Source organism: Mycolicibacterium doricum, from assembly GCF_010728155.1.
GTDB classification, from domain to species: Bacteria; Actinomycetota; Actinomycetes; order Mycobacteriales; family Mycobacteriaceae; genus Mycobacterium; species Mycobacterium doricum.
Genome location: NZ_AP022605.1, coordinates 996,635 through 1,011,147 on the forward strand (window position 1 = coordinate 996,635; position 14,513 = coordinate 1,011,147).

General features: G+C 64.5%; 10 protein-coding genes and 5 pseudogenes. 7 read left to right on the top strand and 8 right to left on the bottom strand.

Annotation, left to right across the window (positions count from 1 at the left end; all coding sequences use genetic code 11):
• Positions 1 to 26: 26 nt before the first annotated feature.
• From G6N07_RS04960 to G6N07_RS04975, 4 genes are read right to left on the bottom strand one after another with little or no spacing between them, the layout of a single operon-like run.
• Complete coding sequence (locus tag G6N07_RS04960; RefSeq protein ID WP_085190015.1) at positions 27 to 350, bottom strand: type II toxin-antitoxin system RelB family anti-toxin; 324 nt, start codon at positions 348 to 350, stop codon at positions 27 to 29.
• A 2-nt stretch (positions 351 to 352) separates the two neighbouring features.
• Positions 353 to 703 carry a type II toxin-antitoxin system RelE/ParE family toxin gene (locus tag G6N07_RS04965; protein WP_085190014.1) on the bottom strand — a complete coding sequence of 117 codons (351 nt, stop codon included), beginning with the start codon at positions 701 to 703 and terminating at the stop codon, positions 353 to 355.
• A 35-nt stretch (positions 704 to 738) separates the two neighbouring features.
• Complete coding sequence (locus G6N07_RS04970) at positions 739 to 2,082, bottom strand: site-specific integrase (RefSeq protein WP_109749304.1); 1,344 nt, start codon at positions 2,080 to 2,082, stop codon at positions 739 to 741.
• Positions 2,079 to 2,258, bottom strand: a complete 180-nt coding sequence (locus tag G6N07_RS04975; RefSeq protein ID WP_064917597.1) for a helix-turn-helix domain-containing protein — start codon at positions 2,256 to 2,258, stop codon at positions 2,079 to 2,081. The genes G6N07_RS04970 and G6N07_RS04975 overlap by 4 nt, the downstream gene beginning before the upstream one ends.
• A gap of 476 nt (positions 2,259 to 2,734) precedes the next feature.
• Between G6N07_RS04975 and mobF the strand changes: the two are divergent.
• The 3 genes and pseudogenes from mobF to G6N07_RS04990 all read left to right on the top strand — a co-directional run.
• Positions 2,735 to 4,009: pseudogene (gene mobF / locus G6N07_RS04980) on the top strand (MobF family relaxase); the annotation flags it as partial.
• Between the two features lie 51 nt (positions 4,010 to 4,060).
• Positions 4,061 to 5,331, top strand: a protein-coding gene (locus tag G6N07_RS04985) for an IS3 family transposase (protein ID WP_099050197.1) whose coding sequence is annotated in 2 segments (ribosomal slippage) — positions 4,061 to 4,340 and positions 4,340 to 5,331 — 1,272 coding nt in all. Because the reading frame shifts where the segments join, the coding sequence is not laid out codon by codon here.
• A 24-nt stretch (positions 5,332 to 5,355) separates the two neighbouring features.
• Positions 5,356 to 5,802: pseudogene (locus G6N07_RS04990) on the top strand (AAA family ATPase); the annotation flags it as partial.
• A 104-nt stretch (positions 5,803 to 5,906) separates the two neighbouring features.
• On the opposite strand, the pseudogene G6N07_RS04995 reads toward G6N07_RS04990, so the two are convergent.
• A pseudogene (locus G6N07_RS04995) lies at positions 5,907 to 7,591 on the bottom strand (IS1634 family transposase).
• Between the two features lie 82 nt (positions 7,592 to 7,673).
• Here G6N07_RS04995 and G6N07_RS05000 point away from each other — a divergent pair.
• Positions 7,674 to 8,756: pseudogene (locus tag G6N07_RS05000) on the top strand (AAA family ATPase); the annotation flags it as partial.
• A 330-nt stretch (positions 8,757 to 9,086) separates the two neighbouring features.
• The gene (locus tag G6N07_RS05005) at positions 9,087 to 9,887 is read left to right on the top strand and encodes a transposase family protein (protein ID WP_085190010.1); all 801 of its coding nucleotides are present in this window, start codon (positions 9,087 to 9,089) and stop codon (positions 9,885 to 9,887) included.
• 206 nt (positions 9,888 to 10,093) lie between these two features.
• Here the strand turns inward: G6N07_RS05005 and G6N07_RS19945 are convergent, their stop codons facing one another.
• Positions 10,094 to 11,095: a hypothetical protein gene (locus tag G6N07_RS19945; protein ID WP_220096636.1), complete on the bottom strand. Its 1,002-nt coding sequence runs from the start codon at positions 11,093 to 11,095 to the stop codon at positions 10,094 to 10,096.
• Here G6N07_RS19945 and G6N07_RS21170 point away from each other — a divergent pair.
• Together G6N07_RS21170 and G6N07_RS20905 are read left to right on the top strand one after the other, a co-directional pair.
• Positions 11,076 to 11,996: pseudogene (locus G6N07_RS21170) on the top strand (helix-turn-helix domain-containing protein); the annotation flags it as partial. The gene G6N07_RS19945 and the pseudogene G6N07_RS21170 overlap by 20 nt on opposite strands.
• A gap of 59 nt (positions 11,997 to 12,055) precedes the next feature.
• Entirely contained in the window at positions 12,056 to 12,238 is a 183-nt protein-coding gene (locus G6N07_RS20905) for a transposase (protein ID WP_197913013.1), read from the top strand.
• A 371-nt stretch (positions 12,239 to 12,609) separates the two neighbouring features.
• On the opposite strand, the gene G6N07_RS05020 is transcribed toward G6N07_RS20905, so the two are convergent.
• A complete protein-coding gene (locus G6N07_RS05020) occupies positions 12,610 to 13,533 on the bottom strand; it encodes a hypothetical protein (RefSeq protein WP_133055546.1) in 924 nt (307 codons plus the stop codon).
• Positions 13,496 to 14,014 (bottom strand): hypothetical protein, encoded by a 519-nt coding sequence (locus G6N07_RS05025; RefSeq protein WP_133055547.1) that lies wholly within the window; start codon positions 14,012 to 14,014, stop codon positions 13,496 to 13,498. The genes G6N07_RS05020 and G6N07_RS05025 overlap by 38 nt, the downstream gene beginning before the upstream one ends.
• Between the last annotated feature and the right edge of the window lie 499 nt (positions 14,015 to 14,513).

Consider the following 14,513-nt stretch of genomic DNA (forward strand, 5'->3'; position numbering starts at 1 on the left):
CAAACGGATGAGCCGAGGCTCGTATGTTAGGCGTTCAGCTCGACTGTCTGGCCGCCGAAATCGGCAACAATCCGCAGGTGCCCGCCGAGTGCGGCCACGTAGGATTGCAACGTCCCCAACTCCGTGTGCGCCAGGTCGCCACTCTCGAGCTGCGACACCCGCGCCTGCGAGACGCCCATGAGCGCCGCGACGTCGGCCTGGCGAGCATGACCGTGTGCCTTGCGAATCTCGGCGAGACGATAGGCCTGGACGGCTTCGTGCATCTTCTTGCGTGCCGAGTCCGCGCGTGCCGGGTCGACGCGACCTTGTTCCACCGCCTCGGCCCGGATCTCACGCCAGTTGCGCGCCATGCCTACTCACCTCCGTGGCCGGTCGCCAGCCATCTGGCGTAACGCTCGTCGGCGACCGGGATGTTCTTGTCGTACCAGCTTCTCCAGTTCCCGGCCTTGTCTCCGCCGAGCAGCAGAATCGCCTGGCGTTGCGGATCGAAGATGAACAGGATGCGGACGCTCGTACCGGCGGGACGCAGCTCCTTCATGTTGTGGAACTTCGACCCGTTTACCCGGTCCACCGTCGGCCGGCCCAAGGCGGGCCCCTCCGCCTCGAGTAGGTCGATGGCGCCAGTCACCGACGTCATCGTGTCGTCGTCCAGCGTGAAGTACCACCGTTCGACCTCCTCCAGCAGGAGTACCGCCCACGCCATCAGTATAACTCCAGCATTATATCGGTCAGACTCCGTCAGTCGAGGTCCGTCGGGTCGGCGTCCTCGTCGTCGGCCCACGCGTCACCGATCAGGAACCCGGCCGCCTGCTCGGCGGCCTCCCGGTCGTCGTTCTCCAGCACGTGGGCGTACGTCTCGAGGAAGAAGCCGACGTTGGCGTGGCCGATGCGTTCGCTGATGACCTTCGGATTGACCCCTGCCCGCAGGGCGCCGGTGGCGTACGAGTGGCGCAGGTCGTGAAAGGTGATGCGGGACAGGCCCGCCGCGGCCGACAGACGGTCGAAGCGCTGCCGGATCGAGTCTGGGTGCAACGGCCGGCCGTCTTCGTAGGTGAACACGTAGCCGCCGGGGTGATAGTCCGGCCCGAAGAACGCCCGCTCGCCGTCCTGGACCTCACGCCAGCGGCGCAGTGCAGCCACGGTGGCGCGGTCGATCGAGATGGTTTTGTCGGCATTGCGGGTCTTGCCTCCCGCTTTGTCGCGGGCCTGCCCGCCGACGACCACGCGGTTGTCGTGGACCGCGATGTGGCCGGCGTCGAGGTCGACGGCCGACCACCGCAGCCCGCAGATCTGGCCGCGCCGGATACCCGTGGTGAGCTCCAGCAGGAAGAGCGCGCCGAAGCGGTCATGCCGGACGGACGCGAGGAAGGTCTGGATCTCTTCCGGCTTCCACACCTGGCGGCGGGTGCGCGGCCGTCGTGGCGGCTTCACATTGCTTGCGGGGTTGTCGGTGAGGAACTTCCACGCGACCGCGTCGACCAAGGCGCGATGCAGGAACGCATGTACGTTGCGGACCGTCTTGGGTGCGAGACCGCGGGGCGTCGGTTCCGGCACGATGCCGGAGCGGTATCGGCGCACCGCGGCGCGGGCGGCGTGAATCGAGGTGCCGCAGGCCTCGGACACCGCACGCGGTGTGGGCTCGGCTCCGCGCGCGGCGCGCTTCGACCAGTACGCGTACATCACCGAGTCGTTGTCGCGTTTGACGCGTCCCTCGGCGAGCAGCTTCGCGTAGAGCTTCAGCAGGGTGGGTTCGTCGAGTCGTTGGAGGCGCTCGCCGCCGATGTGCGGAATGACGTACCACCGCGCGTAATCGCTCCAACTGCGCCAGGTGGTGGCGTCGAGTGTCGGTTCGACCGCGGTGAGCCACTCGGTGAGGAACTCGCCGACGGTGCGGGTGGAGGGTTTGACGATGCGGCCGCGGTCCGCGTCGCGCATCGCGTCACGGCAGGCCTTCCACGCCTCCCGCTCGGTGTCGAAGCCGCCCTTGGTGATCCATGGGTAGGTGCCGGTGGCGGGATCACGTTGTGGGGAGCGGAATTTGTAGTACCACTTCGCGCCCCGGTGATACACCGATCCCTTCATGACGCGAGCTCACGGAGACCTGAGGTCACGACATAGACGCGGCCGCCCAGCCGGCGAACCGGCAACTCGCCGGAGTTCACGAGGCGATACGCCGCTGCTCGGCTGATCCCCAGCAGTTCCGCGGCGTGCGGCACGGAGAGAAGCAGGGGGAGTCCCTTGAACGGGTTGTCTTCCATTTTGATCACCACCCTCCACTGGAGTTGTGTGGGGCTACGGCTCGTGCGACGTGCTGCAGCGCGTGTGTGGAATTTGTCGCCGCGACGTCACGTCGCAGACGGTTCTGCTTGGCTGCGCTGAGGTTCATCAGGCACCCAACACCACTGTAATTCGCGGCACGACAGGTTTGTGCAGAGTTTTCGCGCATCGACTCACGACGAGTCACGCAATGCGCAATGTCGCAATGCTTTTCACACCCCCGGACTTACTACACACTATCCTCCCCTTCCCGCCATCGCCTCACTTTCCGTCAATCGCATCACCATGCATACCGCTGCGTCTCCAAACACGCTGCCTCCCTTACTCTTATCCCAGGCGCTTCACCTCGTCTCACATCCCCGACACCCCCAAAGTTCTGCATGGCACATTTGCACAACGGTGCGAGAATGGCTGTGGCGCAGCACGTGCCGCGGGCGCCAGCGGGAGGGGCGAGACGATGTTGACGATCGCCAAGTTGAAGCGGTGGTCGATCAACTACTACATCGACACCGCCCAGGCGGCCGAGCGCGCGTCCAAAGATCGCGCCCGGTCCGGCGGTGGGCTGGGGGAGTACTACTCCGAACACGAGACCCGCACTCCGGTGTGGTTGTGCGCGGGTGACACCCGCCGCGCGGCGGCTTTGGTCGGGTTGACAGACGCCCAGCGCGCGGGCGGGGAGGCTGACGCGGGGGTGGTGGCGCGCTGGCTCGATGACGGGGTCGCCCCGAGCGGTGCGCGTGGTCGGGCGTTCGGGGAGCGCGGGGTGCATGGCTTCGATCTGACGTTCTGCGCGCCGAAGAGTGTGTCGTTGGTGCGGGCGTTGCGCGTCGACGACGTCGTGATGAAGGCGATGGCCGATGCGCATGACACCGCGTTACGTGAGGCGATGGAGTATGTGTCGACGCACGCGGGGTACACGCGGGTGCACAACCCACGGACCGGTGAGAAGGATCTGGTGCGGCTGCCCGGTTTGGTGGCGGTGGCCTATCAGCATGAGACGTCGCGGTGCGGGGATCCGCATCTGCATACCCACGTCATCGTCCCCAACCGGCAGGCCCGCGTCGACGGACAGCTGGTGTCGATCGACGGCACATCGCTGTATCACGAAGCGCGGGCCGCCGGAGTGATCTATCAAGCCACGCTGCGCCGGGAACTGCACCGGTCCATGGTGTTCGAGTGGGCGCCGGTCGATTCATCGACCGGCATGGCCGAGCTGGCTGGAGTGGACCGCGACACAATCACCGCGTGGTCGCGACGATCGACCGCGTTGCGGGAGTGGGCCGCCGGCAATCTCAAGGTGGTCGATGGGCCCTTGTCGGCGGCGCAGCTTGCCGCCGCGCAGAAAGCCACCCGCCCCGGCAAGCCCGAAGAATTGGCCTGGGGACAGCTGGTCGCGGAATGGCGCGCCGATGCGCGGGGTCTGCGCCTGGACCGCGCAGCGTTCGAGGCGGCGCGCGCGGCGCGGCGCGCGGCCGCGCGGACGCCGTTCGACCGTGCGCGCCTGGCCGCGGCCGCGGAGAAGATCGAGAAGGCGGCGTTCACCCGCGCGGACCTGGTCGAGATCGTCGGCGCGCACCTTCCCGTCGACAGCGACCAGTCACCGCGGGAACTGGTGGAGGCTGCGGTCGACGAAGTGGGGGTCAGGCTGACCGCCCCGCGGGCGGCGCATCAGCGGGAGGGACATGAGCGGTTCACCCTCGATCAAATCCTCAATGAAGAGAAAGCGGTACTGTGAACCGTCCCCGGTTTTGTGCGCACTTCCTTTGTTGGGAAGGATGGCGCGATGCCGAGTAAGTACGACGAGAACACCAAGGCCAGGGCGGTGCGGTTGGTCCGCGAGCACCGCGATGATTACGACTCGGAGTGGGCGGCGATGAAGGCGATCGCGGGCCGGCTGGGGATGAACGCGGAGACGCTGCGCAAGTGGGTTCGCCAGGCCGAGGTCGACGCCGGTGAGGCGGCAGGGATGTCCAGCGAGGAGAGCCGGGAGCTGCGGGAGCTACGCCGCAAGACCAGGGAGCTTGAGGCCACGATCGAAATCCTCAAGGCCGCAACGACTTTCTTCGCGCGGGAGTGCGACCCGCTACACCGCTGATCTGTGCGTTCATCGACGAACACAAGGAGCGGTTCGGGGTCGTACCGATCTGCCGCGCCCTGGGGATCCAGGGCGTGGCGATCGCCCCGCGCACCTACTGGGCACACCGCTCGTCGGCACCATCAAAACGGGCCCTGTGGGACACCACGATCACCGAGATCCTGGCCGGCTACTACGAACCCGACGCCGACGGGAAACACCCACCAGAGAGCCTGTACGGCAGCCTGAAGATGTGGGCGCACCTGCAACGTCAGGGCATCCCGGTGGCGCGGCGCACGGTGGAACGGATCATGCGCCACAACGGCTGGCGGGGCGTCATGCGTGCTCGCCGCCCGCCGCGCACCACCGAGCGCGACCCGGCCGCGGACCGGGCGCCGGACCTGGTGGGCCGCAACTGGCGCGTTGGCGCACCCAATTTGCTGGAGGTAGCTGACTTCACCTACGTCCCGCTGGACACCGGTGGGTTCGGCTACACCGCGTTCGTCGTCGACGCCTATGCCGGGCTGATCCCAGGCTGGGAGTGCTCGATGGTCAAAGACACCGGATTCGTCGAGCGCGCGCTGCGCCACGCGGCAATCTTCCGGGCCCGTCAAGGCCATCCATTCAACGACACGATCCATCATAGCGACGCCGGAAGCCAGTACACCGCAATCCATTACAGCGAAACGCTGATGTTGGAGGGGCTGATCCCCTCGATCGGTACCGTCGGCGATGCCCTGGACAACGCGCTGTGCGAAACTACGATCGGGCTCTACAAGACCGAGTGCGTTCGCCCTGGCTCCCCGTTTCGTACGGGGCCGATCCGAACCGTCGCCGACCTGGAGAACATGACCTCGGGGTGGGTTAGCTGGTACAACGAGCGCAGGCTCATGCACCGCCTGGGCCGCATCCCACCGGCCGAGGTCGAGGCCGAGTACTACGCTCGACTCCAGGCCGGAGAGCACACCGGTCACACGTAACGAGGTGTGCATGAAACCGGGGATGCTTCACTGGATCTGGTCGATGCGCAGGAGCCGCGCGCCATGCTGTGGATCAAGCCCGAAGACACCGCCGGACTCTCGGCCGATCAGCGCCGCGCCGTGGAGAACATCGGCGCATCGCCATGGTTGGTGCAGCCGTTGTCCGCGCCGGCGGGTGCGGGCAAGACCACCACCATGCGCGCCTTGATGCCGGCGGTGCACCGCCGCCACTACGGCCACATCCTGGTCCTCGCCCCGACAGGCAAGGCGGTCGATGTCGCGATGCGGGAGGGGGCCGGCGACACCGGCCACACCGTCGCCAAAGCCCTCCAACTGCTGCGCGACAACCAACTCGATCTGAGCCCGGCGACATTGGTCGTCGTCGACGAGGCCGCCATGGTCGGCACCAACGATCTCCGTCAACTCCTCACCGCGACGACTGCCGCCGGGGCGAAGACAGTCCTAGCGGGAGTTTCCGGGCTACGGTGAGGGATGGTTTGATTGTGCCTGGTGGCGCGGTGTTTTCGGGCAGTGGTGGTGTATTACCCAACGTGTCGTGGGGCGCTGTGGGTGGGTCAGCGGGTGGGCGCGTATTGGTGAAGTTGAACAGGTCGGCTAGTTTTCGCTGGGTGGGGGTCATGTCGGTGAGCATGCGTTGGGCGCGGGGGCGGCCCTTGGCGCCGTCGTGGTAGAGCAGCACGGTTTCTTCGATGCCGGCGAGTTGGTCGAGTAGTTCACGCACTGACAGGTGCAGGCCGGCCTGGTCGGCGTGGCGGCGCATCAGGTGGGCGACGGCCAGGGCGAGCACGCAGTAGAACACGTGCACGCGGATCTTGGAGTCGGTCCAGTGGTGCATCGGGCTGAACGAGACCACGTGGGGGTCTTTGAGTTGGCGGAAGCCGAACTCGGCGTCGGATTGGGACCGGTAGGCGGCCACCACATCGGGCACCGGCCAGTCGCGGTTGGTGAACAGGATCCGTTTTCCGAACAGCCGCGCCTCGAGCCGGGCCCGGGCGCGGGGGTCGGTGCGCCAGGTCAGACGCAGTTCGGCGGGCCCGTCGCCGGTCAGCGTGACGGTGAGGATGTCGGCGACCCAGCGGGGCTTGCAGATGGCGGCGATCTCGGCCTCCACCTTGTCGCGGTCACGGCGGGTGCGGCCGCGGGCCAGCCTGGCGGCCAGCTCGGCCAGGCGGCGCCGCGCCTTGGCCAGGGTCTGGTCCAGGCCGCGGGCCTGCTTGGCGTGCAGGTTCGCCGAATGGGTGAGCACCGCGCGGCGGGTCACCCCGAGCGCGGTGACGGTGGTGTCGACGTAGCTCAGTCCCGGGTAGCGGTCGGGGTCCACCGGTCGGAAGGAGCGGTCGGGGATCGCCAGCAGGTCGGGGTGATCGCTGGGCGGCAGTGAGCCGACGAACCCGATGCCATGCTCTTCCACCACGGTGTGGTTGTCGCTGCTGTTCTGCCCGGCGTCATAGACCACGGTCAGCGACTCCACCCCGGCGACCAGGTCCGCATAGCGGGTCACCAATTCGTCGATGACCGCGCTGAACTGGGTGACGTCGGGCCGGTCTCCGGGGTAGGCATGGCTGATCACCGGCACCCCGCCGTCGCGGGTGATGACCAGCGCCAACCCGACCAGCCGCAGATCGGTGCGTTTCTGCTTGGCCTTGCCCCGCTGCGCGATCGGCGCGCGCTGGTTGCCGGTGTCGATGAAGGTGGCGAAGTTGGTTATGTCCAGCGCCAGCCCGCTCAGGTCCAGCCCGAACTCGGTCACCATCGCCCGCGACAGCCGGCTCTCGATCTGCCGCAGCTGCACCTCGTCGAGGCGGTCCATCGCATCCCAGAACCGGCGGTGATCGGTCGCGGCCCGGTTCAGTTTCACCCACCGGCCCCCGGCTGTCGTGTCCCACCAGTCGGCGAAGCCGCGCTTGGAGCACGGATCAACAATCCGGTTCGCACACGCCAACGCCACATAGGTGCCCACCGACGCGGCCGCATCCCCGCGGCGGGGCGCCACTTCATCGACGATGCCGGCCACGTCCAGCCGGACCAGCATCGACCACACTGCCGCCAAGTCGCCGAACCGCTTGTGCTGGCTGCGGACCGGCTGCCCGCCCGGCGTCTGCGTCAGCTTGGCCAGCACCTCCTCGGCGCTGCCCAGATACTGCTGGGACACGATGCGTGGCTTGCCGCCCACCCGGGCGGACTCCACCAGGTAGTAGTAGGTCTGCTGCCCGCGGCGCTTCCCCACGATCGACGCCATATATGGGTAATACACTCCTGTCACACAAACCTCAAGCACCACAACACAAGACACGCCGGTCAACTACAGAGCCCGGAAACTCCCGCTAGTGGGCGATGAGCATCAGCTGGCCCCGGTCAAAGCTCGTGGCGGCATGTTCGCCCAACTCTGCGACGACCTGCCCTGGACGCAGAAACTGTCCGAGGTGTGGCGGATGCGCGACCCCGAGGAACGCACCGCCTCACTTGCGTTGCGCGACGGAAACCCGGCCGAGGTGGCCCGCGCCGTCTCTTGGTATCGCACTCATGACCGGCTGCACTGCGGTGACGCCGTCACCATGGCCCAAGACGCACTCGCCGCCTACCAGACTGACCTGTCGAAAGGCCATGACGCGCTGTTGATCTGCGACACCACCGAAATGGCCCGCGCGCTCAATTGGCGCCTCCATGGACAACGCATCGGTAGAGACGAGCCCACCCTGACCGTCGCGAATGGAGAGCAGGTCGGGGTGGGGGATCTGATCGTCAGCCGCCGCAACGATCCCGACGTCACGGTCATCGACAATCCACAAGCCACCGAGTCCGCCCCGATGGTCCGCAACGGAAACCGCTGGCGAGTCGCCGCAGTCGACGAGAGGAACGATCGCATCGCCGCGGTGCGGCTCGATGACGGCGTCGGTGCCGTTTTCAGAGGGGACTACGTGCGCGAGCACATCAACCTCGGATACGCCGTCACCGTGCACTCCGCCCAAGGCGTCACCGCCGACACCAGCCACGCCATCCTCGGCGAAAACAGCACCCGAAACCTGCTCTACGTAGCCATGACTCGCGGCCGCCACACCAACACCGCACACCTCTACGAACGCACCGTGGAGAACCTTCCTTCGCTGGAGTCTGTACCACTTGCCCGCGGAAACTCCACCGAAGCGGCGCAACTCGTGCGGTCCCTGACTGCCCGCGACGACACGCCGCAGACTGCCCATCAAATCGCCTCCCAGGCGAATCTCGCAGCGATGCCCGCAATCGTCGCGGGGTTCGTGAGCTGCCGCACCGACGCGATCGAATCTCGACGAGAGGCCTTCGGCAGTTGGAAGGCCGCGATCGCTCAACAAAACCAGGGACAGGATTTGGCGCGCGACCGAGGCATCAGCCTGAGCCGAGGTAGTGACAACGGTCTGGATCTCTAAGCTCACCAAGGTCGCGACGAGCTACACAAACTGTGCTATCGCGATCCCTTTACCACCAAGCATCAACTTGACACACATCACCATCGAGGATTGCCGGAATCATATGAAAACCAGAAGTATTCGCGAACTCATCGATTCGCACAGTCTGCTTCGTGATTGCCCCCGTGGGCATGACTAGCACCACAATCGGTATCAGTGAGGTTTTCTCACTTGGGGCGTGTGAGGTTGGTGTGACTGGAGTTTCCGGCGTGTCGTGAGAGCAGGACGTGGGGTCCCTGCTCAAGGATCGGTTCCGACGAAGAAAGCCGTTCCGCTGCAAGAGGACCCCACGTGTTCACCTACTCTGCCATCTGCGACGTCCCCGAGGAAACCCTGCTTCATGTGACCGCGTTGCTGCACGCGCACCGGCGCGAGATCGGCACCCGCGCCGGGCGTCGCGCGGGCACAGCCCGCACGCAGGCCAAGCTGGTGCTGCGCTGGTTCCGCGACGACGCCCCGATCCGGCTGCTGGCCTTCGAGGCCGAGCTGCCAATCTCCACCTCCTACCGGTACCTGCACGAGGCGATCGACGTGATCGCCGAACAAACACCCGAGCTGCACGACGTGCTCGACCGGGCGAAGCGGGAACAGTGGTCGCATCTGACGCTGGACGGCACGCTGATCGAGATCGACCGGGTGAACGAGCGCGCCGAGGCCGGTCATCACCTGTGGTACTCGGGCAAGCACAAGACTCAGGGCGGCAACGTGCAGATCCTCGCCGACCCGGGCGGGTTCCCGGTGTGGTCGAGCGAGGTCGAACCGGGCAGCGTGCACGACATCACCGCTGCCCGCGCGCACTGTCTGGGCGCGTTGTACAAGGCAGCCGCCGACGGCGTGCCGACGCTGACGGACAAGGGATACGAGGGCGCCGGGATCGGGGTGCACAGCCCGGTCAAAGGCCGCGACCTCGATGTCGCCAATCGCAGCTACAACACGCTGCTGACCGCGACCCGGGCAATCGGGGAACGCGCCAATGCCGAACTCAAAGAACGCTGGCGGTGTCTCCGGCGAATCAGACTGTGCCCAACCAGAATCGGCCAGATTGTTGCCGCCGCAATCGTCCTATCAACTCTCCAGAGGGGAAACTACTGAGAAAACGTCAGTCCACGTTATCCGCACCGAATGTGTTGGCCGCGCACATTTTGTCGACGCGCGAGCTTCGGTGCAAATTGACCTCAGCTCAACAGATTTCTACGAGTCGCCTCGGTGGCACTCCGTGATGAAGCATAGGCGAATTGCGGGGCGCATCGGTGCACGCGGCGATCCCTGGTTCTGTCTGGCCAATGGAGTAGATCTACCTACCGCATAGGATGCCGGCGAGCCAGCGTTTCGATCTCATCGGTGGTGATGTGCGCGCGCTTGCTCACGGTCGGCGGCGTCGCGAAATCTGCTGGGCCGCCTTCGACGTTGAAGCACTCCACAATGGCGACCAGGTTGGAGTCCATCAGCTCGGCCCAACCCTCATTGCGAGACGGGTGATGCCAGGAGTGGCATACAGCGGGTAGCCCAGAAACAAGATCGGTGAACGGGTGAATCTCGCCCGGATGTAACTCCGTCCAGCAGCTGACGTCAACCCAGGCGTCATCTACGAGCGTGGTATTACTCTTATGGACCAGCTCCCAGGCGAGAGGCGGAAAGTAGACCGATGCAATAGCATTAATTCCGCGCGGCACGCCGGCAAGATTTCGACGCACGTAAGGCCCGGTAACGTGAAACCCGGCGATGGGACCCGCGACGCGGGCTGTTTTGCCGCGAGCCAACGCCAGATATATACCGATGCTCGACGGCATTTGAAAAGGGCCGCCGCTCAGGAGCCCCTCCGCAAGACTCGTCCACTGGCGTTGAATCGAAGGCCCCGTTGCACACATACCGATGAGGATCGAGCGAGCTACCGCGCCTGGATCGATCAAAACTGGCGGCATTGCGATAAGGCGGGGTACCTCGATATTCCAGTTCTTGATCCATACAACGCGTAGATCATTTGCAAACTGGCCGTATGCCGGCTCTTCGATTTTAATGGGGCAGTTGTGATTTCGCTCTCGTAGGGCGTGTCGCTGCGTGGGGAGGCCCTTGGCCTTCGGAAGTCTGAAAGTTGCGAAGCATTCAGGCTGACGAAGGGAACCAAGGGCCGTGTCCGACGGTACGACATTGTTGTTTGGGCTGCCAGGAGTGAGGGTTGAGCGTGTCGAGCGCTGGGCCGACGGGACACGGGTAGTACACGCGGTGACCGCGAGCGAGTCGGCGGCGGCGTGCCCGTCGTGTGGGGTGTTGTCCACCTCGGTGAAGGCCCGAGTCGCCACCGCGCCGAAGGATATCCCGTACGGTGAGGAACGAATCATGCTGCAGTGGAACAAGACCCGCTGGCGTTGCCGGGAGGACTACTGCGAACGTGGATCCTTTACCGAGTCCATCGCGCAGGTGCCGGCGCGGGCTCGCACGACCCTGCGGTTGCGCACTCAGGTCGGCGCGGCGATTGGGGATGCGGCCCGTTCTGTGGCCGAGGTCGCAGACAGCCACGGCGTGTCGTGGCCGACCGCGCACCGCGCGTTCGTCGCACACGCCGAGTCGCTGCTGGTTGAGCCACAGCCAGCCGCGGTGCTGGGCATCGATGAGACCCGTCGCGGAAAGCCCAGGTGGGAACGCTGCGCCGCGACGCAGCGGTGGACGCGGGTGGACCCGTGGGACACCGGGTTCGTCGACCTGGCCGGCGATCAGGGCCTGCTCGGTCAGCGAGAAGGCCGCAGCAGCGCCACCGTGATCGACTGGCTGCGCGAACGCAGCGAGGAGTTCCGGGCCGGGGTGCAGTTCGTGGCCATCGACCCGGCCGCGGTCTACGCGACGGCGATCCCGCACCCCGGACCTGCTGCCGAACGCGACGATCGTGGTCGATCACTTCCATCTGGTGAAGCTCGGCAACGACGCGGTCACCAGGTGCGCCGCCGCGTAACCTGGGACCTCCGTGATCGTCGCGGCCGTAAACTCGATCCCGAATGGGCGAACCGCCGACGGCTGCTGCGCGCACGGGAATGTCTGTCAGACAAGAGTTTCGCGAAGATGTGGAATGCGATCGTCGCCGAGGACGACAGCGCACAGATCCTCTCAGCGTGGATCGCCAAGGAAGAGCTGCGCACCGTGCTGTCCACCGTGCGGGTCGGCGGCGACCCGCATCTGACGCGGCACCGCCTGCACCGGTTCCTGTCCTGGTGCATCGATTCGCAAATCCCGGAACTGCTGACCCTGGCCGCCACCGTGGACACCTGGTGCCCGAGATCAACGCCTTCATCCAAACCGGAATCACCAACGCCGGCACCGAGGGATACAACCGGCTCGTCAAGCAGGTCAAGCGCGTCGGCTGCGGCTTCCGGAATCGAGACAACTCGGCCCGCCGGATACGATTCCACTGCACCCGCAAACAGCGGGCCGCAACCCAGACATCATGCTGATTGCCCGCTCAAAATCGAAGAGCCCGTATGCCGCATCGTAAGCGCTCGCTTTGCCGTTGCAATCACTGCAATGCCCGTAGAAATGCATTCCGCACATTGCATTACGGCCAGCATCCACCTCGTGCCCGCTAACCCGCAGAGAGAACCGGTTCACGAGCATTTCGTTGCCGGCGCACCGTGGAGGTACGTGGGCCTTCGTCATTCGGCGCTTGTCGCCGCACATACCGCAGGTGAAGAGTCAACGTCAATTTCGTAGTGGACCGAGGACTCGTTTGGCACTCACGTTGGACACGCCCGCAAGGGGAGGGCTCGCGTCCGACAATGCAATGCTTGTCAGCGACGAGCTGCTGCGACATTTACCCATAACTTATCTATGGCTCCGCGTCCGCCATCCCGCTGAACCCCTTGCATGGGCCCAAGCAGCCGTCGCAATGAAGATAACCTTGCTCGGCTCCCCATTTCAAAATCTCGTAGCGACGAGAATTGCTAAGATCCAGCGTGAGCTCGGTGAAACGCGCCTGTGGATATCTAGGACGGGCAACCATTGAGACTTCGTGAGCCATTACGTTACGCGCGTTTCCGTACGCGAGTATTGGATACGTGGAGCCGATTCGGTGCTCGCAATCCTTGGATTTGCAAACAGTGCAATCCCCTGCGCTGTCCCGTTCGGCAACCTTGTCATACGTAAGCCCCGTGGTGTGGTCGCACTCATCCACGAGACGGTCGCATACTGAACACTCGAATTCGCTTGTCAGGCCCGCGGACATACCTATACGGATGTGCGACATCCGAATTGAACAACTAGTCCAAAAATCACCGTCGCGAAATGTGATTGGGCAGCCGAAAAGCCCTCGTCGAACGAAAGCCGCTCGATGGATTGCCTCGTGTGCGGTTTCGCTCAGATTGTGATCCTCGAGGAAATTCAGAGCGGCAACAGCTGATTTCTCAGACTTGCGGATTCGCGGTTCAATCTCCTGCAAAAGATCTGGGCTAAGCGTCGTGGTGAATTCGTCCCACTGCGCGCGGAGACGGCTCTGAATACGCAGGCGTGCATCGTCATCGTCCTCCATGAGAGGCATGTGCATGACGGGCACTGAGCCCCGCTGTGCGTCAAGCATCTGCATAACAGCGGCGAATTTATCGTCGGCCACCTGCAAAGCCCGGCGACCATTCACATCAAGATAGCGGACCCGACTCGGGCCGCCCGCGGGTGGAACTGGCCCCCACTGAACTACCGTCGCCTTGAACTGCAGGCCCTTATTCTTCAAGGTCATCCGTGAGTCGGCGTTGATCACCTTTTGATAGCAGATTAAGCGCGTCCATAACGTCCGCGCCGCTGCCCTCAAGTTCGTAGGTTTCCGAAATTCCCGCGTTCATATCCAGCTTGGCGATGGAGACTTTCAAGGGCAGCGCCTCTGCTTCGCTCGTCGTCCAGCCTTGAGACTGTCGACGTATTTCAATGAAGTGCTGAATCGTGGGGATCAACCAGTCGCTTGCGAGACTCACGACGGCGACAGCGAGTGCCCAAACTTCGACAGCACTGAACTCCTGCAAGTATCTCCGCGAATTTGCAGGGGTCGAAAACTCTACGGCGGCGCCCCCAGCGCGGGCCACCTTAGGCAAGTAACGAACGTTGTCGGTATACAACGGAAAACGTTCGTCAGTGTCCTCAGCCGAAGTGCGCGTCGGTAGTACGTAGACCGTTTCTGCCTCGACCTGCGCGGGCAAGGCCCCAGCGAGCGGTATCCAGATACCCCGCGTGACGCGCGCTGACATGGGACACGTATAGCTTTGTAAGCCCCACAAGGGGCAGCGCGGTCGGTCAAGCCTCGGGCAGGTCTCGATATTGCAGTCCTCGAAGCTTTTGCGAAGGCCCCGAGCGGTCTAACGAGTTCGTCCAAATCGGTGCGCCAACTGGTGGGAGGAAAGCTATTTGATCCTGCGCTTCCGGCAACGAGGCGAACACGCCGATACGGACCCATTTTGCTGATGCTTCGATGGAGAGACAGTCGAAAATGCCCGGTTTTAGCTGTGACTTGTCGTCCCCGGTCCCGATCCAACCAGCGGCGTTTATTTTCGAGCAGATGCCCCTGTTTATGTAACCGGTCCCGTATACGCATTCTATTCCTGCAGGGGGGGCGATCGTGGGACCGCTGCCTAGGTCACACAGATTTTTCCTTGTGGAGGATCACGTCCGCCTTGCTTGCGTCAGTGAATGGGGCACCGGGCAAATGTTCGGGTGCGGTCGACTTGTTGGTGACGTACGGATCGCGCC

Bases quoted from the DNA above. Each gene is read 5' to 3' on its own strand.
- G6N07_RS05025 (WP_133055547.1), bottom strand. From the start codon at position 14,014: ATGTCAGCGCGCGTCACGCGGGGTATCTGGATACCGCTCGCTGGGGCC.
- G6N07_RS04970 (WP_109749304.1), bottom strand. From the start codon at position 2,082: ATGAAGGGATCGGTGTATCACCGGGGCGCGAAGTGGTACTACAAATTC.
- G6N07_RS04965 (WP_085190014.1), bottom strand. From the start codon at position 703: ATGGCGTGGGCGGTACTCCTGCTGGAGGAGGTCGAACGGTGGTACTTC.
- G6N07_RS04975 (WP_064917597.1), bottom strand. From the start codon at position 2,258: ATGGAAGACAACCCGTTCAAGGGACTCCCCCTGCTTCTCTCCGTGCCG.
- G6N07_RS04960 (WP_085190015.1), bottom strand. From the start codon at position 350: ATGGCGCGCAACTGGCGTGAGATCCGGGCCGAGGCGGTGGAACAAGGT.